We start from the raw sequence: 15,625 nt of genomic DNA on the forward strand, positions 1-15,625 counted from the left end.
AGTTCTAACCGGAGCTTCTCTCCTCTTAGTGTACGTCAGCTCTCTCCGGCTAGAACAGGACACAATCCCTATGGCACCCTCAGTGGCTCTGAGCGCACCCGCCCAAACGGCGCGCTCCGGCCGGCAGACCGGAAACACCGGCCTTTGGCTCGTCATGCTGGCCCAGCTCATGCTCGTCCTCGACGCGACGGTGGTTAACGTCGCGCTCCCGCACATCGCGGCGGACCTCAACTTCTCCCGCGCCGAACTCAGCTGGGTTCTCAACGGCTACGCCCTCGCGTTCGGCGGACTCCTGCTGCTCGGCGGGCGCGTCGGCGACGTCCTCGGGCGCCGCCGCACGTTCCTCGTCGGCGTCGCCGCCTTCACGGTGTTCTCGCTGCTCGGCGGCCTGGCCACCTCGCCGCTCCTGCTCGTCGTCGCCCGCGCGCTCCAAGGCCTCGGGGCGGCCTTCGCCGCCCCGAGCGTGCTCGCACTCATCACGACGAACGCGCGTGACGACGGCGCCCGCAATCGGGCCCTCGCGCTCTTCTCGGCAATCGCCTCCATGGGCGGCGCCCTCGGGCTCATCCTCGGAGGCGTCCTCACCGACACGACGAGCTGGCGCTGGACGCTCTTCATCAACGTTCCGATCGGCATCGTCGTGCTCGTCGCCGTGCCGCGCCTCGTCGACGAAACCCCGCGACGCCCCGGGCGGTTCGACGTGCTCGGTGCGATTACGGCGACGGGGGGCGCCGTCGCGATCGTGTGGGCGCTCCTCCAGGCCCCCGAGTACGGATGGCTGGGCGCCCGCACCCTCGGCGGGTTCGCTGTGGGCGCCGTGCTGCTCGCGGTGCTCGCCGTGACGGAGCGCCGCGTCACCCACCCGCTCCTGCAGCCGCGGCTGCTGCGGAGCCCGAGCCGCGTCGCCGCGCTGGCCGCGATGGCCGCGACGTACGGCGGAATGCTCGCGATGTTCTTCCTCATGGTCCAGTACCTCGAGGACGACCTCCACCTCACCCCGATCGTGACCGGGCTCGCATTTCTGCCGATGCCCTTGAGCATCTTCGCGATGTCCCGCGTCATTCCGCGCCTTGTGGAGCGCGTGGGTGCTGTGCGGCTCGTAGTCCTCGGGGCTGCGCTGCGCGTCGTGGCGTTCGTGCCGCTCACGCAGCTCGGGCCTGGCACCAGCTTTGTGACGGTGGCCCTCGCGCTCGTCGGCACGGGCATCTCGGCCGGCATCACGTTCATGCCGCTCACGACGCTCGCGCTGCGCGACGTCGAGCCCGAGCACGCAGGCTCCGCATCGGGGCTCTTCCAGACCATGCAGCAGCTCGGCGGCGCCGTGGGGCTGGCGATCGTGGCGTCGACCTTCGCCGCGTTCGCGGTGCCGGGCGACTTCTTCACCGGCGGGCGGGCCGGCTTCTGGTCCGCGACCGTGCTCTCGGTCCTCGCGCTCGCGGCAGTGGCGGCGCTGGGGATGAGGCGCCGCAAGGTCGCGTGAGACGGCTATCCACAGCAGTTGTCCACAGTGTGTACAACTTACAGGGGTGTAGTTACTGATCGGTTAGCCCATATTCCGGGCGGGAGGACGCCTCGAGGCGAGAGTGGGTCTTGCGGGTCTGTCCCCAGCTGTGGAGAAATAGATCGAACGAAATGTGGAAACTGTGCACGGGCCCGTTGGCCCGTGCACAGTTTCGTGTTCGGCGCTGGGGTGAGCTGGCAGCTTCAGCCGCGGGCCAGCACCTCGTCGAGCCGCTCATACCCCTCGCTCATGCCGTCGGACATCCCGGCCTGGAGCATCGCGTCGCGGGCCTCGACCGACTGGAACGTCGAGTGGACTGTGAGGCGGCACCGGCCGCCGTCGAGCGGCTCGATGTCGGCGGCGTCGAGCGAGACGTGGCCGGGAGCGCCCTCGTACTCGAACGTCTGGACCATGCGCCGCGGGGCGGTGAGCTCGTGGAACGAGCCGTGGAACCCGAAGGATTCGCCCTCGTCGCCGGTCTGCACGAACCGATAGGAGCCGCCGCTGCGCGGCTCGAAGCGGTCGAGCGTCGTCGTGTACCGGCGCGGCCCGATCCATTGGACGAAGAGCGCGGGGTCGACGTGGGCCTCGTAGACGCGCTCGGCCGGTGCGTCGAACTCGCGGACGACCGTGATGAACGGAAGGCCGGGCTCGGCGGAGACTTCGGTGGTCTTGGTCGTGGTCATGATGGATCCTCCTGGGATGCGAGAAGGGCGTCGAGGCGCTCGTAGCGCTCCTCGGCGGCGTGGCGGTAGCCCTCGAGCCACGCCGTGAGGCGGGCCAGAGCCTGGGTGTCGAGGTGGCAGGGGCGGCGCTGCGCGTCGCGGCTGCGGGTGATGAGGCCGGCGTCTTCGAGGACCTTGATGTGCTTGGAGACGGCCTGGAGCGTCACGGAGAAGGGCTCGGCGAGCTCGTTCACTGTGGCGTCCCCCTGGGCGAGGCGGGCCACGAGCCGCCGGCGCAGGGGGTCCGAGAGGGCGGCGAAGGCGCGGTTGAGCCGGTCCTCCTCGGCCGTTTCGGGGTCAGCTGCGACGGTGCTCATGGCATCCTCCCGGAATAGTCAACCCGTATGTTGATCAACTGATTGGTTGATAATTCGAGACTAGGCGCCCGCCGCGGCCACGTCAAGGGCTACAGGCAGAAATGGCGGTGCCCCGCCCGAATGCGATGATTCGGGCGGGGCACCGCCGTGCCGAGTTGGTGTGGCTGCGGGGCGCCTACTTCTTGTGGACGAGGTAGATGGCGCCCGTCGTGACGTCCTCCTCGAGGGCCTCGAGGGTGCGGCCGCGGCTTTCGGGCACCTGGGTGACGACGAAGATGAGGGCCAGGGCGCCGACGGCGGCGAAGAGGAAGAACGTCCCCGTGATTCCCATCGCCGCCACCATCGACGGGAAGTAGAGCGAGAGGAACCCGTTGGCTACCCAGAGGGCGAACACGGCGACGCCGATGCCGAAGCCGCGCATGTGCAGCGGGAAGATCTCCGAGAGGTAGACCCACACAGCGATGTTGAGGAACGTCTGCATGGAGCCGACGAAGGCGACGACGAGGAACAGGATCACGAATGGGCGGATGGGGTTGCCCACGGGCAGCGCCATCGACGCGATGCCGATGAGCACGTGGCACGTCGTGGTGAGCGAGAGGCCCGTGATGAACGTCCTGCGACGGTCGAGGCGGTCCATCATCTTCAGCGCAATGATGCCGCCGACGACGGCGATCACGCCGGGGGCGATGTTTGCGAGGAGCGCGCCGTCCTTGCTGAAGCCGGACTCCGTGAGCACCGTCTGGCCGTAGTACATGATCGAGTTGATGCCGGTCAGCTGTTGCGCGACCCCGAGGCCGATCGCGACGAGCAGGATGCGGAAGAGGTTCTTGTTCGAGAAGATCGCGCGCCAGCCGATCTGGTGGCCCTCCCGCTCCTCCTGGGCGACGTGCTCGACGTCGGCGAGCTCGGCGACGGCTCGGTCGCCGCTGCGCACCGTCTTGAGGACGTCGAGGGCCTCCTGGTGTCGCCCCTTCTCGACGAGCCAGCGGGGAGACTCGGGCATGCGCAGCATCCCGAAGAAAAGTGCGACGGCGGGCAGGGCGCAGATCGCGAACATGATGCGCCAGACGCCGCCGACGTTGCCGAAGACGTTGCCGATGATCGCGTTGACCACGAAGGCCGCGAGCTGGCCGACCACGATCGCGAGCTCGTTGCGGCCCGCGAGCGAGCCGCGGATCTCGAAGGGCGCGAGCTCGGCGAGGAAGACCGGGACGACCGTCGAGGCGCCGCCGACGGCGAGGCCCAGGAGAATGCGGCCCAGCACAAGGACTTCGAAGTTCGGCGTGAAGACGACCGCGAGCGTGCCGGCGAAGAAGAGGACGGCGAGCAGGATGATCATCTTGCGGCGGCCCCACGCGTCGGAGAGGCGACCGCCAAAGATCGCGCCGATCGCGGCAGCAAAGACGAGCGAGGCGGTGACGACGCCCTCCGTGATCGGGGTCAGCCCGAGTTCGGCGGACATCGGGCTGAGCGCCCCGTTGATGACGCCCGTGTCGTAGCCGAAGAGCAGGCCGCCGAACGTCGCGACGAGCGCGACGAGGCCGAGGCGCTTGCGATGGGGGCCATCGGTCAGGGGCGGGAGCGGGGCATTCGACGCTCCGAGCTGCGTGGGTGAACTAGCCATCAAGACTCCTTTGTCGGTGCAGCGTGCGGGCCGTGACCTCGCACACAGAACAGACTAACGCGCGAAAGACTCAAATGTAAGGTCAAACTCACAAACTTTTCAGAAGGTTGTCCCCGACCCCGTGCGACGGGTGGGAGGATGAGGGCGTGACACGCCAGACCGCCAGCGATCGCCGTCGTCCTGCGACGCAGGAAGACGTCGCGCGCGCGGTGGGGGTCTCGCGCACCCTCGTCTCCTTCGCCTTCCGGGGCGCGCCCGGCGTGAGCCAGCAGACGCGGGAAGCCATTTTCGAGGCCGCGGCGAGGCTCGGCTATCGTCAGAATGCGGCGGCGGCGGATCTTGCGAGCAAGAGCGCATCCGCCATCGGCCTCTATCTCCTCGACATCAGGAACGAGACGTATGCCGAGATCCTGACCGGGATTCGCGATTCCCTCGAGGACGTCCGCAACCGGCTCGTCCTGAGCGTCGCGCATTCGCGGGGCGGAACCGAGCAGGCCGGGATCGAATCCCTCATCGAAGCGCGCGTGGGGATCGTCATCGGCGCAACGCTCCTCGATTCGGACGATCACGTGCGCGAACTCTCGCGCAGCGTGCCGGTCGTGAGCGTCGCGCGCCGCATCGAGGGCGTGGACAGTGTGTACTCGGACGATCGCCTCGGCGCGCGGGCCGCCATGGAGCACCTCCTGAGCCTCGGCCATACTCGCATCGCCCACTTCACGGGCCCTTCTCCCTTCGGCTATCAGGATCGCGAGCTCGCGTACGAGCAGGCAATGCGCGAGGCTGGGCTGTCGCCGTGGGTCGTCGTGGGGGACGACTACACCCAGGAGGCTGCAGAGCGCCTCGCGCTGCGCCTGTTCGAGACAGAAAGCCGTCCGACCGCCGTCTTCGCCCACAACGACCAGATCGCGCTCGGGATCCGCGAGGCAGCCTACGCGAAGGGCCTCCGCGTGCCCGAGGACCTCTCGCTCATCGGCTACGACGACTCTCGGCTGGCGCGGCTCCGGGGGATCGATCTCACCTCCGTCGACCTTGGCGCCCTTCAGCTCGGCCGCGTCGCGGGCGCGGCGGCGCTCGAGCGCCTGCGGGCTCCCCACGCACCAGCCGTCGATGCGAGGAGCGAGCCGCGCCTCGTGGTCCGCGCGTCGACCGCACCACCGCGCCCCGGCCGCCGGGGCTGACTTTCCACAGCGCTTGTCCACAGTGTGGGTAACTTACACGCCTGTAGTTATGGGAGCCCCACCCGCGTCCTGACACGTTGGGATGCGCTATAGGGAGGCCGGAGGCAGAAGGATTGTTCACAGCTGTGGATAACTTTGGGGATAGCACCTGTTGGAAAGTGCACAACTCTGGGCCGTCGGCTGGGTGCCGGGGAGGACGACGGCGGGGCGCGCCTTCGCGGGCACTCCTCGCCGCTGTGGGTCCCAGCCGATAGGCTCGGGGCCAAGGAGGCTTCCATGAGCAATCTCGAACTCGACCCCCAGGAGACGCTGTGCGGCGCCGAACATGCCGCAGCCGCGCCCGCCGTCGAACTCATCGAGCCGCGGGACGTTCCCCTGGGAGGCCCTCGTGCGATGCCGGTGCGCCGCACGCTGCCCTCCAAGGAGCGGAGCCTCATCGGCGCGTGGTGCTTCCTCGACCACTACGGCCCGGACGACGTCTCGCGCACGGGCGGCATGCGTGTCCCGCCCCACCCCCATACGGGTCTCCAGACCGTGAGCTGGCTCTTCACCGGCGAGGTCGAGCATCGCGACAGCGCCGGCCACCACGCGATCGTGCGCCCCGGAGAGCTCAACCTCATGACCGCGGGCCGCGGAATCAACCATTCGGAGTACTCGACCCCCGGCACGACCGTCCTCCACGGAGCCCAGCTCTGGACGGCCCTCCCCGAGGGATCCCGGCACGTCGATCCGGGCTTCGAGCGCTACGTGCCCCCCGCCGTCGTCCTCCTCGGGCGTGACGGCGAGACGGCCGGGGAGGCGAGGGTCTTCCTCGGGGACCTCGCAGGCAGCGCGTCCCCCGTCCGGACCCACACGCCGCTGCTCGGCGCCGAGATCCTGCTCGAACCGGGCGCCGCCGTCGTCCTCGCTCTCGACGAGCGCTTCGAGCATGGCGTGCTTGCGGACAACGCCCCGGCGGTCGTCGATGGCGCCGACGTGCCCGAGCGGTTTCTCGCCTACGTTTCTCCGGGCCGGTCGGCGCTGCTGCTCGCTAACCCGGGCGGGGAAAGGCTCCGCCTCCTGCTTCTGGGCGGCACCCCGTTCGACGAGGAGATCACGATGTGGTGGAACTTCGTGGGGCGCGGGCACGAGGAGATCGTCGGCTTCCGGGCCGCGTGGCAGCGGCAGATCGGCGCGGAACCGGGGGCGACCGCGGACGACGGCGAGCCCTTCGGCCCGGTCGTCGAGGCTACGGGCGGCGACTCCGCACTCCCTGCTCCCGAACTCCCCCATGTTCGCCTCCGCCCGCGCGGTGGCTCGCGAGAAAGGAACGCCCGGTGACGGACCGGATCGAGATCGTCCACGTGCCCGACCACCATCGCTATGAGCTGCGGGATGCGGGCCGGCGCATCGGGATGACGCTCTACCGAGTGCAGGACGAGGGCGCCGTATACGCGTTCGACCACACGGAAGTGGACGAGGGCTACTCGGGCCTCGGGCTCGCGGGACGGCTCGTGACGTTCGCGCTCGACGACGTGCGCGCGAGAGGCCTGCGGATCCGGCCCTACTGCCCATACGTCCGTGCCTTCCTCCGGCGCCACGCCGACTACCGGGACCTTGTCGTCGACGGCTTCGTGGCACCCGAGGACTGACCGATCCACAGCCGTTTTCCACAGGGATTTCCCCAGGTGGATAACTTACAGCGATGTGATTTGGCGGCGGAGGTCGGGGAAATCTCCTCCTCCACAGGCGGCGCGGGGAGCTTTGTGGAGTAATCATCCCCAGTGAATCCACAGGCTGTGGATAATTTGTCGCACAAAGTTCACACACTGTGGACGTCGGCGGCATGTACGGCACCGCTTCCGGTGCTACGGTGCTCTCCGGTGACCCGGCCCTCCCGCCCCAGAGGAATCCCCATGAGCATCGTGTGGAAGCCCATCGAGCCCTCGGACACGCCCTCGTGGGCCGAGCTCAGCAACCTCCTGGCCACGGCCGACGGCTCGGACGAGCATTACGCGCCCGAAGACCTCGCCGAGGAGCTCGAGGAGCCCGGAGTCGACCCGATCCTCGACACCCTCGGGGGATGGGAAGGCCGCGACATGGTCGCGTACGGGCAGCTCCGGGTGGGGGCCGGATTGCGGGATGGCATCGCGAAGGCATTTCTGGGCGGCGGGGTGCACCCAGGGTGGCGCGGCCGAGGACTCGGCCGCGCCGTCATGGACTGGATCGAGCCGCGCGCGGCCCAGCTCGCGGGGACCCGTCATCCCGGGGCGCCCGGCCTGCTCTCGGTCTGGGCGGGCACGCCGGGCTCGGCGTCCTCTAGGCTCGCGGCCGCTCGGGGCTATCGGCCGGCCCGGTACCTCCAGGATCTCCAGCTCGACCTCGCTGATTGGTCGCCCCAGCTGACCGATCTCGGCCACAGCGGCGGACTGCGGCGCCACGCGACGGGGCCGGGCGTGCCGTTCGACGTCGCCGATGGAGACCTCGCCGAGGGGACGCGCCGCGCGCACAACGAGGCCTTCGCCCAGCATCGCGGCACAACCGAGCGGGATCAGGGGCTGTGGGCGGCGCAGCTCTCGGGGTCGACGTTCAGGCCAGAGCTCAGCCGTGTGGCCCTGAGCACGGACGGCGCTCTCGCGCCCCGCGACGCCGTGGACGGCTACGTGCTGTGCGGCGAGTACGTCCCGGGCGAGCTCTACGTGTGCTTCGTCGGGACGAGGCGGCGAGCCCGCGGGCGTGGCGTCGCCACAGGCCTCCTCGTGGACGTGCTTACGGCCGCGAAGGAGGAGGGATTCCGGGTCGCGGCACTCGGGGTCGACGCCGAGAGCCCGCTCGGCGGCGTCGGGCTGTACGAGCGGATCGGGTTCAGGCGCGTGCGCACCGACGTGGTGTACGAGAAGCCGCTCGCGGCCCACGCCGAGATCGCCTGAGCCTCCCGCCCTGTCTGTACTGGCCGGGAGGCTCAGGCGGATGCCTAGTGCGCGGACTGTGCTGTTTCTGCCCCTTCGGCACCCGCCTCGACGGCGCCGTCGGCACCCAATCCCTCGGTGGCGGGCCGGTTGCGCAGGAAGGCCGCGAGCACGATCGAGGCGATTGCGACGCACGCGGCCATGAGGAACGCCCCGCGGAACCCGGCCATCTGGGCCTCGAGCGGCGAGGACACCGAGCCGGACGTCGCGGCGGCCTGCGACTGCGCCGCCATCACCCCGACGAGGAGCGCGGTCCCCGCAGCGCCCGCGACCTGCTGGAGCGTGCTCAGAATGGCCGAGCCGTGGCTGTACAGATGGGGCGGAAGCGGGTTGAGCCCGCTCGTGAACGAGGGCGTGAAGAGCAGGGCCAGGCCGAGGGACATCGCGACGTGGAACGCGAGGATGAGCCACACGGGAGTGTCCGTCGTGAGCAGCGCCAGCAGGAACAGGACCGCCGTCATGAGGATCGTTCCGGTGAGCGTGAGGGGGAGCGGCCCGACGCGGTCGAACCACTTCCCGACGGTCGGCGAAAGGAGTCCCATGACGAGGCCGCCCGGGAGGAGCAGAAGCCCCGTCGAGAGGGTGTCGAGGCCGCGCACCTGCTGCAGGTAGATCGGCAGGAGGATGATGACGCCGAACAGGGCGATCATGCCGACGACGAGCAGCGCCGTCGCGATCGTGTACATCGGGTAGGTGAAGGCCCGGAGGTCGAGAAGCGGCGAGCCCGAGCGCTGGAGCATGAGCTGGCGCCCCACGAACAGCGCGAGGCACACGACGCCGACGGCGAGCGGAATGACGGGGCCGAGGCCGCCGTGGCTCTCGCCCCCGAGCTGGCTCAGCCCGTACACGACCCCGCCGAACGCGGGCACGGTGAGGACCACCGAGAGCAGGTCGAGGTTCGGCTTCTCTCCCTCGGGGGAGCCCACGAGCTTGCGCGCGCCGAAGACGAGCGCCGCGAGCGCGATCGGCAGCACCGTGAGGAACATGAACCGCCAGGAGAGGAACTGGAGGATGAGACCCGAGAGCGTCGGCCCGATCGCGGGCGCGACGGAGATCACGATGCTGACGGTTCCCATGACCTGCCCGCGCCGCGCGATCGGCACGAGGGTGAGCACCGACGTCATGAGCAGCGGGAGCATGATCGCCGTCCCGCACGCCTGAACGACGCGGGCGAGGAGCAGCACGCCGAATCCGGGCGCGAGGGCCGCGAGCAGGGTCCCAGCGCTGAAGAGGCCCATGGCGAGGATGAAGACCGTGCGGCGGGAGAGCCTCTGGAGCAGGAAGCCGGTCGTCGGGATGACGACAGACATGGTGAGCATGAAGGCCGTCGCGAGCCACTGCACGGTCGGTGCGTCGATGCGGAGTTCGGCCATGAGGCGTGGGAGGGCGACGTTCATGATCGTCTCGTTGAGGATCACAACGAAGGTCGCCGTCACGAGGGCCGTGATGATGAGACGGTTCTCGCGGGAAATCGGATGAGCGGACGCGGGCGTCACGGGATTCTCCTGTGGGAGTTCGGGCGCGGAAAAGTGAAGGTGTAAACACTGGTCGTCGTGCAGAACCGGTGCGGCAAAGAGGGACGTGGGGCCCCCGACACAACAGTCCAACAGCCCAGTCTGCCGGAATGTTCCGGGGCACGCCAGAGGACACGAAGCCCGCCGTTCCGTCCGATTCATTTTTCCCAATCAGTCGGGCTAACGGCGTGTCGCGGGGTATCGGCGTGTCGCGTCCTGAGAAGCGGACTGGAGAGGGCGGCGGTCGCGAGAGTCACAGTCGTAGTGAACCTTTGGCCAACTCTGTCTTGCTAAGCTCTTAAGGCTCGGCCGCGGTGGCGGCCGAACCCATCCCCCACCTCCCTCATCCGGGACGTGCCCCCGCGCGCCCCTTGGATGCCCGCGCCGACCTCGAGGAGAACCTGCAGCTCATGACAGTCCTGGCCTCGCGCTCCGCCTACGACGACTACGACGAGGACTACCGGTCCGACCTCGATTCCAAGTACGAGGAGGGCTTCGGCGAGGCACCCGAGCTGGACTACGACGACGGCGACACCCTCGACGATCTCTTCGCGGGGCTCTTCGACGACCTCGATGACGAGGACGACGACGAGCCAGCGACCGAGCGCAAGGCACCCAAGGCGAAGGGCGCGGCAGCGGGGACGGCGAAGCGGACGACGACGAAGCGGACGACGGCGGCAGCCTCGCCCGTCGTCGTGCGCACCGCGGAGACCGCGGTCGAGTCGCGCGGATCCGTCAAGGAGAAGGACGCGACGGCGACGATGGTCGGGACGAGCCGCGTCTCGGCGTCGGGCGTGGTTGTGACGCTCGCCTCGCCGACTCGCCTCATCGTCACGAAGGCCGATCCGATGACGGCTCCGCCCACGCCTTCCTCGGGCGCGGTGAACCTGGCCGACGCGAGCCCTGCGACGGACCACATTGTCGACGAGGCCGACGCCCCGGAACCCGAGAACCCCGTGGATCCCGCGCTCCTCGCGCTCGCGGAGGCCGCGTCTCGAGCCCGGGTGGCGGCCGAGACGGCGGCGAACGCGGCGAAGCGTGCCGTGACCGAGGCGGTCGCGAAGGCGGCGGCGGCGAAGGCCGCGGCGGCGGAAGCGTCGGCCGCGGAGGAAGCCGCCCAGGCGGCGCTTGCCCGCTCGGCCGAGGCCGAGACTGCGGCGCGGGCGGCGGCCGATCGCCTTGCCGAGGCTCAGCTCGCGCACGGGAGCCAGACGACCAGTGCCGTGCAGGTGCGCGAGGACGCTGCCGCTCAGGAGGGTGAGCTGGTCGAGGCCGCCTCCGTTGAGGCGCGCAGGGGCGAGCCGGGTGCCGGGACCGAGGCTGGCCGCCTCACCGAGGCGAGCACCCACGAGACGGGCGCGCCTGCCGGAGCCGGCACTCCCACCGAGGCGGGTGGCACCGAGGCGGGTGGCACTGAGGCGGGTGGCACTGAGGCGCGGGTCGAGACCGAGCCGAGCGGCGCCGTCGTCCCTGAGCCCGCCCTCGTGACGGACCCCCTCTTCGCCCCCGCGATCGCGCCGGTCAACGAGCACGTCGAGTTCCTGCGCAAGCTGCGCCCCGACTTCGACGTGCCCTACGTCGACCCGATGCATTCGGTCGAGGAGTGCCGCATTGTGAGCCTCTTCTCGAACACGGGCGAGGCGAGCCCGCGCGGCTTCGTGTGGGCCGGCGACGACGCCGCGTCGACCCGCCTCCTCGGCCTCCAGTTCCAGCTGGGCCTGCGCCCGGAGTGGATGATGCCGTGGAACGTGTACCCGTGGTTCACGCCTGGCGAGGCCAACGGCAAGCTCGCCCCCGAGCAGGTCAACGCCGGCCTCAAGCCCCTCCTCGCGCTGCTCAAGCTCCTCCCGCGCGCGTCCGCGATCGTGGCCCACGGGCCCGAGGCGAACCGCCTCGCCCAGATGCTCCTCAAGACGGACAACCCGCTCATCTGGCGCCGCGGCCTCAAGGTCTACAAGGCCCGCTCGCTCCACGGCCGCGCGTTCGCCGGCTCGAAGGAGCGGCAGACGGAATGGCTCATCGAGATGGGGAAGTCGTACGCGGACGCGATGGCGCGCGCGGGCCTTCAGCTCCGCCGCGCCTGACCCGGGCCTCACAGGAACGCCCCGGCCTGCGTGCAGCAGGTCGGGGCGTTGACGGGCGGGGTCAGCGGCTGCGCGGCTTGCGGAGGTGAGCCACCGGGTCGGCGTTGAGGCTCGTCTCGCGCTTCGCCTTCTTCTCGGCCCGCTGCTCCTTGATCGATTTGGACGGCTTCTTGTGCTGGTCCTGGTGTGGCGACTTGTCAGGCATCTCGGCTCCTCAGGCTCTGCCTCCATGGGGGTTTCCCCCATGACCCGACGATACGCCGCTAGACTTCTGGGCACCATGGCCTCTTCGCATGCCCCTGCTTCCTCGAACTCGACGGTCCGGATCGACGCGTGGCTGTGGGCGGTGCGCGCCTATAAGACCCGTTCGGCGGCGACCGAAGCGTGCCGCGCGGGGCACGTGCGCCTCAACGGGAACCCCGTCAAAGCGTCCCAGACGGTGGTTCCCGGCGACACGATCCGCGTCCGGCAGCCGGGATTCGAGCGGGTCCTCGAGGTGCATGTCCTGATCGCCAAGAGGGTCGGCGCCGAGGCGGCGTCCCGCTGCTACACGGACCACACTCCTGAACGCCCGCCGGCGCCGTTCCTCGGCCTCCCGCAGCGTGACCGCGGCACAGGGCGCCCGACGAAGAAGGACCGTCGGGACATGGAGCGGCTGCGCGGCCACCGCTGAGAGCGGCTAGACCTCCAAATGCGGCGGAATCTTCGTCACGTTCTCGATGTCCGCCGCAGTCGCCTCGATGAGCTGGTGGGACAAGTCCGCAAGGGCGCGGGCCACGGCCAGTTCGTCCCCGATGGCGGGGACGTCGAGGTCGGTCGGATTCAGCCTCGCCAGGCCAACGCCAACCATCTCCGGGTGTCCGTCCCCGAACAGCTGCGCCTTGGCACGCGTCCGGCCTTCGTGTTCGTCGATGGCGATGCTCACCGACCAGCCCTTTTCTGCCTTCATGGTCGCCTCCTCGAATGAGAGCCCATGGCTTCGATTCTCGGCGTCGGACGGCCGTGGTGCCAGAAGCGGAGCCGCCCAACCTTCGCCTCACGCACTCTGGAACCGCAGGATGCGTTCGACGGCGGCGCTCACCGCCGCGGGACCGGCGGCGAAGCTCAGGCGCACCGAGCGGTGACCGGCCCGCGCGTCGAAATCTGTGCCCGGTACCAGGGCGACGCCCTCGGCCTCGAGCAGCGCCCGGCAGTACTCGCGCGAATCGCCGAAGCGCTCGAGGTGGCCGCCGAGCTCGGCGTAGAGGTAGAACGCGCCGTCGGCTGGCGCTGCCGGTCCCCAGCCGAGGGCGCCGAGGCTTCCGAGCAGCGTGCGTCGCGTCTCGGCGTATTGCGCGACCCACGCGTCCGCCTCGGCGTAGGCGCCGGGCGAGAACGCCTCGATCGCCGCGAGCTGCGACGGCGCGGGCGGGCACAGGGCGACGTTTCCCGCGAGGGCGTCAACCGCGGGGACGAGCTCCTCGGGCAGGAGCATCCACCCGAGCCGCCACCCCGTCATGCCCCAGTACTTCGAGAAGCTCGAGATCACGATGGATTCAGGGTCGAGTTCCCAGGCGCACACCCCGCGTGGGCTGTGCTCGTCGAGGGGCGCCTCGGGGTACGCGATGCCGTGGTAGATCTCGTCGCTCACGAGCCGCGCGGCGTGGTCTGAGCACCAGTCCGCAATGGCCGCGAGCTCGGTGCGGCTCACCATCGTCCCGGTCGGGTTCGCAGGCGAGGCGAGCACGAGCCCCGCGAGCGGGCCATGCTCGCGGGCGGCCGCGTCGAGGAGCTCGGGCGTGGGCTGGTAGCGGGTCTCGGGCCCGCAGTCGACCTCGACGACGTGGCACCCGAGTGCCGCGAGGATGTTCCGGTACGCGGGGTAGCCGGGGCGGGCGAGCGCGACGCGGTCGCCGACTTCGAACGCCGCGAGGAAGCCGAGGAGGAACGCGCCCGACGATCCGGTCGTGACGGCGACGCGCGCCGGGTCGACATCGAGCCCGTACCAGCGGCGGTAGTGGCCCGCGATGGCTGCGCGCAGCTCCGCCGTCCCGAGCGCGGGCGTGTACGTGAGCGCGCGGCCCGAGGCGTGGATCTCGGCGGCCTTCGCCGACACGGCGGACGGCGCGCCGCCGGACGGCTCGCCCGCGCACAGCGAGACGACGTCGCGGCCCGCGGCCCGGAGCTCGTCGACCCGCGCGAGGATGTCCATGACGGCGAACGGCGGGACCTGGGAGCGCGACGAGGCTGAGAGGCTCATGGCCTCCAGCCTGCCACAGTGCGCCGGCGGCCTAGCGTCCGCGGCACTTCGGATCCGCCGGGCCTGCCGGCGCGGGGGAGGCGTCGGGTAGCGTGAAGGCATGCCCGCGAAGCCCACCCAGCAGACCGCGCTCGTGACGGGCGCCTCGAGCGGCATCGGAGCGGCCACCGTCCGCGCGCTCATGGCGGCGGGCTACACCGTGTACGCGGCCGCTCGCCGCATCGAGCGCATGCAGGACCTCGCGGACGACGGCGCGCGCGTCCTCGCGATGGACGTCACCGACGACGGGTCGATGGTCGACGGAGTCGCGCACGTTCTCGACGAGGCCGGCCGCATCGACGTGCTCGTCAACAACGCGGGGTATGGGGCCTACGGCTCGCTCGAGGACGTGCCGATCGACGAGGCGCGGAGGCAGTTCGAGGTCAATGTGTTCGGCCTCGCGCGCCTCACGCAGCTCGTGCTGCCCGGCATGCGCACGCGCGGCGTGGGCACGATCGTCAACGTCTCCTCGATGGGCGGGAAGTTCTACGAGCCGCTGGGCTCGTGGTACCACGCGACCAAGTTCGCGGTCGAAGGGCTCTCGGATTCGCTCCGGATCGAGCTGCGGCCGTTCGGCGTGCGGGTTGTGCTCATCGAGCCCGGGCCGATCCTCACGGAGTGGAGCGGGATCGCGCGGGACTCGCTCGTCGACGCCTCGATGGGGACGGCGTACGAGGCGAACGCGCGCAAGGTCGCGAGCGTGCTCGAGGCCTTCGACCGCCCGGGCCGTGCGTCGGAGCCCGAGGTCGTGGCCCGCGCCGTCGTCCGCGCGGTCCGCTCGAAGCATCCGGCCGCGCGGTACCCCGTGGGCGGGAACGCGGGCCTCGTCCTCGCCGCGCGCAAGGTGCTTCCGGACAGGGTGTTCGACGCGATCGTCGGCTCGATCTACGGCCATTGAGGACTTGAAGAGATCGGGCGGCCAGGGGGAAGGAACGCGATGGAAGAGCTCGACGGCCAGTACAGCGAGGAGGACGGCCGCGCGTCGGTCACCTTCGTGCGCTCCTACCCCGTGCCCGCGTCCGAGGTCTGGGCCGCGGTCAGCACGCCGGAGGGCTTCGCGGGCTGGTTCCCTTCCGCCGTCGTCATCGATCACGACGCCGGAACCGTGACCCTCACAGGCGACCCCAACCTGCCGCCCGCCGTCGAGCGCATCACCGAGTGGGAGCCGCCGCTGCGCTGGGCCTTCGAATGGGGCGAGGACACGCTCGAGTTCCGGGTTGAAGGCTCCGACGCGGACGCCGAGCTCACACTGCGGAACTGGCTGGGCGACCTCAATGCCGCCGCCCGCAACGCCGCCGGGTGGCACGTGTGCCTCGCCGAACTCGCGGTCAAGCTCGGCGGGGGCGAACCGGGAGGGCCCCACAGTGCCGGCGCCCTCGCGTGGCAGCCGCTCTACGACGGCTACGTGCGCGAGGGCCTTCCGTTCGGCGCGCCCATCCCGGGGCAGGGCTAGGGC

At 70.3% G+C, this 15,625-nt stretch carries 16 protein-coding genes; 9 read left to right on the forward strand and 7 right to left on the reverse strand.

Features of this window, described 5'->3' with window-relative positions; translation table 11 throughout:
- The first annotated feature begins 70 nt into the window (after window positions 1-70).
- Window positions 71-1,480, forward strand: a complete 1,410-nt coding sequence (locus tag SPF06_RS12675) for an MFS transporter (RefSeq protein WP_323279434.1) — start codon at window positions 71-73, stop codon at window positions 1,478-1,480.
- Between the two features lie 224 nt (window positions 1,481-1,704).
- Here SPF06_RS12675 and SPF06_RS12680 read toward each other — a convergent pair whose 3' ends face one another.
- The 3 genes from SPF06_RS12680 to SPF06_RS12690 all read right to left on the reverse strand — a co-directional run bounded on the left by SPF06_RS12680 (window position 1,705) and on the right by SPF06_RS12690 (window position 4,167).
- Complete coding sequence (locus tag SPF06_RS12680; protein WP_323279436.1) at window positions 1,705-2,187, reverse strand: SRPBCC family protein; 483 nt, start codon at window positions 2,185-2,187, stop codon at window positions 1,705-1,707.
- Window positions 2,184-2,543, reverse strand: a complete 360-nt coding sequence (locus SPF06_RS12685; protein ID WP_323279437.1) for an ArsR/SmtB family transcription factor — start codon at window positions 2,541-2,543, stop codon at window positions 2,184-2,186. The genes SPF06_RS12680 and SPF06_RS12685 overlap by 4 nt, the downstream gene beginning before the upstream one ends.
- 175 nt (window positions 2,544-2,718) lie before the next feature.
- Complete coding sequence (locus SPF06_RS12690) at window positions 2,719-4,167, reverse strand: sugar porter family MFS transporter (protein ID WP_323279438.1); 1,449 nt, start codon at window positions 4,165-4,167, stop codon at window positions 2,719-2,721.
- Window positions 4,168-4,313: 146 nt separating this feature from the next.
- Here SPF06_RS12690 and SPF06_RS12695 point away from each other — a divergent pair, with 146 nt between their 5' ends.
- From SPF06_RS12695 to SPF06_RS12710, 4 genes are all read left to right on the forward strand, one after another.
- Window positions 4,314-5,345 (forward strand): LacI family DNA-binding transcriptional regulator, encoded by a 1,032-nt coding sequence (locus SPF06_RS12695; protein ID WP_323279439.1) that lies wholly within the window; start codon window positions 4,314-4,316, stop codon window positions 5,343-5,345.
- 276 nt (window positions 5,346-5,621) lie between these two features.
- A complete protein-coding gene (locus SPF06_RS12700) occupies window positions 5,622-6,665 on the forward strand; it encodes a pirin family protein (RefSeq protein ID WP_323279440.1) in 1,044 nt (347 codons plus the stop codon).
- A complete protein-coding gene (locus SPF06_RS12705) occupies window positions 6,662-6,976 on the forward strand; it encodes a GNAT family N-acetyltransferase (protein WP_323279441.1) in 315 nt (104 codons plus the stop codon). Before SPF06_RS12700 ends, SPF06_RS12705 begins: the two co-directional genes overlap by 4 nt.
- A 264-nt stretch (window positions 6,977-7,240) precedes the next feature.
- Window positions 7,241-8,254, forward strand: a complete 1,014-nt coding sequence (locus SPF06_RS12710; RefSeq protein WP_323279442.1) for a GNAT family N-acetyltransferase — start codon at window positions 7,241-7,243, stop codon at window positions 8,252-8,254.
- Between the two features lie 44 nt (window positions 8,255-8,298).
- Here SPF06_RS12710 and SPF06_RS12715 read toward each other — a convergent pair whose 3' ends face one another.
- On the reverse strand, window positions 8,299-9,789 hold the full coding sequence (locus SPF06_RS12715; RefSeq protein WP_323279443.1) for an MDR family MFS transporter: 1,491 nt from the start codon (window positions 9,787-9,789) through the stop codon (window positions 8,299-8,301).
- 1,604 nt (window positions 9,790-11,393) lie between these two features.
- On the opposite strand from SPF06_RS12715, the gene SPF06_RS12720 reads away from it, so the two are divergent.
- Complete coding sequence (locus SPF06_RS12720) at window positions 11,394-11,891, forward strand: uracil-DNA glycosylase (RefSeq protein WP_323279526.1); 498 nt, start codon at window positions 11,394-11,396, stop codon at window positions 11,889-11,891.
- 61 nt (window positions 11,892-11,952) lie between these two features.
- Here SPF06_RS12720 and SPF06_RS12725 read toward each other — a convergent pair whose 3' ends face one another.
- Window positions 11,953-12,096 (reverse strand): hypothetical protein, encoded by a 144-nt coding sequence (locus SPF06_RS12725; RefSeq protein WP_323279444.1) that lies wholly within the window; start codon window positions 12,094-12,096, stop codon window positions 11,953-11,955.
- A 75-nt stretch (window positions 12,097-12,171) separates the two neighbouring features.
- On the opposite strand from SPF06_RS12725, the gene SPF06_RS12730 reads away from it, so the two are divergent.
- On the forward strand, window positions 12,172-12,564 hold the full coding sequence (locus SPF06_RS12730; RefSeq protein ID WP_323279445.1) for an RNA-binding S4 domain-containing protein: 393 nt from the start codon (window positions 12,172-12,174) through the stop codon (window positions 12,562-12,564).
- 6 nt (window positions 12,565-12,570) lie between these two features.
- Here SPF06_RS12730 and SPF06_RS12735 read toward each other — a convergent pair whose 3' ends face one another.
- Entirely contained in the window at window positions 12,571-12,840 is a 270-nt protein-coding gene (locus SPF06_RS12735) for a DUF1876 domain-containing protein (protein WP_323279446.1), read from the reverse strand.
- An 87-nt stretch (window positions 12,841-12,927) separates the two neighbouring features.
- Entirely contained in the window at window positions 12,928-14,130 is a 1,203-nt protein-coding gene (locus SPF06_RS12740) for an aminotransferase class I/II-fold pyridoxal phosphate-dependent enzyme (RefSeq protein WP_323279447.1), read from the reverse strand.
- A gap of 100 nt (window positions 14,131-14,230) precedes the next feature.
- Here SPF06_RS12740 and SPF06_RS12745 point away from each other — a divergent pair, with 100 nt between their 5' ends.
- Both SPF06_RS12745 and SPF06_RS12750 read left to right on the forward strand, forming a co-directional pair.
- A complete protein-coding gene (locus tag SPF06_RS12745; protein ID WP_323279448.1) occupies window positions 14,231-15,067 on the forward strand; it encodes an oxidoreductase in 837 nt (278 codons plus the stop codon).
- A 39-nt stretch (window positions 15,068-15,106) separates the two neighbouring features.
- Window positions 15,107-15,622 (forward strand): SRPBCC domain-containing protein, encoded by a 516-nt coding sequence (locus SPF06_RS12750; protein ID WP_323279449.1) that lies wholly within the window; start codon window positions 15,107-15,109, stop codon window positions 15,620-15,622.
- The last annotated feature ends 3 nt before the right edge of the window (window positions 15,623-15,625 follow it).

The organism is Sinomonas terricola (assembly GCF_034931225.1).
Lineage (GTDB): Bacteria > Actinomycetota > Actinomycetes > Actinomycetales > Micrococcaceae > Sinomonas > Sinomonas terricola.

Excerpts from the sequence above, each read along its gene's own strand:
- SPF06_RS12675 (WP_323279434.1), top strand. The coding sequence starts at position 71 with ATGGCACCCTCAGTGGCTCTGAGCGCACCCGCCCAAACGGCGCGCTCC.
- SPF06_RS12680 (WP_323279436.1), bottom strand. The coding sequence starts at position 2,187 with ATGACCACGACCAAGACCACCGAAGTCTCCGCCGAGCCCGGCCTTCCG.
- SPF06_RS12685 (WP_323279437.1), bottom strand. The coding sequence starts at position 2,543 with ATGAGCACCGTCGCAGCTGACCCCGAAACGGCCGAGGAGGACCGGCTC.
- SPF06_RS12690 (WP_323279438.1), bottom strand. The coding sequence starts at position 4,167 with ATGGCTAGTTCACCCACGCAGCTCGGAGCGTCGAATGCCCCGCTCCCG.
- SPF06_RS12700 (WP_323279440.1), top strand. The coding sequence starts at position 5,622 with ATGAGCAATCTCGAACTCGACCCCCAGGAGACGCTGTGCGGCGCCGAA.
- SPF06_RS12710 (WP_323279442.1), top strand. The coding sequence starts at position 7,241 with ATGAGCATCGTGTGGAAGCCCATCGAGCCCTCGGACACGCCCTCGTGG.
- SPF06_RS12720 (WP_323279526.1), top strand. The coding sequence starts at position 11,394 with ATGCATTCGGTCGAGGAGTGCCGCATTGTGAGCCTCTTCTCGAACACG.
- SPF06_RS12725 (WP_323279444.1), bottom strand. The coding sequence starts at position 12,096 with ATGCCTGACAAGTCGCCACACCAGGACCAGCACAAGAAGCCGTCCAAA.
- SPF06_RS12730 (WP_323279445.1), top strand. The coding sequence starts at position 12,172 with ATGGCCTCTTCGCATGCCCCTGCTTCCTCGAACTCGACGGTCCGGATC.
- SPF06_RS12735 (WP_323279446.1), bottom strand. The coding sequence starts at position 12,840 with ATGAAGGCAGAAAAGGGCTGGTCGGTGAGCATCGCCATCGACGAACAC.
- SPF06_RS12740 (WP_323279447.1), bottom strand. The coding sequence starts at position 14,130 with ATGAGCCTCTCAGCCTCGTCGCGCTCCCAGGTCCCGCCGTTCGCCGTC.
- SPF06_RS12745 (WP_323279448.1), top strand. The coding sequence starts at position 14,231 with ATGCCCGCGAAGCCCACCCAGCAGACCGCGCTCGTGACGGGCGCCTCG.
- SPF06_RS12750 (WP_323279449.1), top strand. The coding sequence starts at position 15,107 with ATGGAAGAGCTCGACGGCCAGTACAGCGAGGAGGACGGCCGCGCGTCG.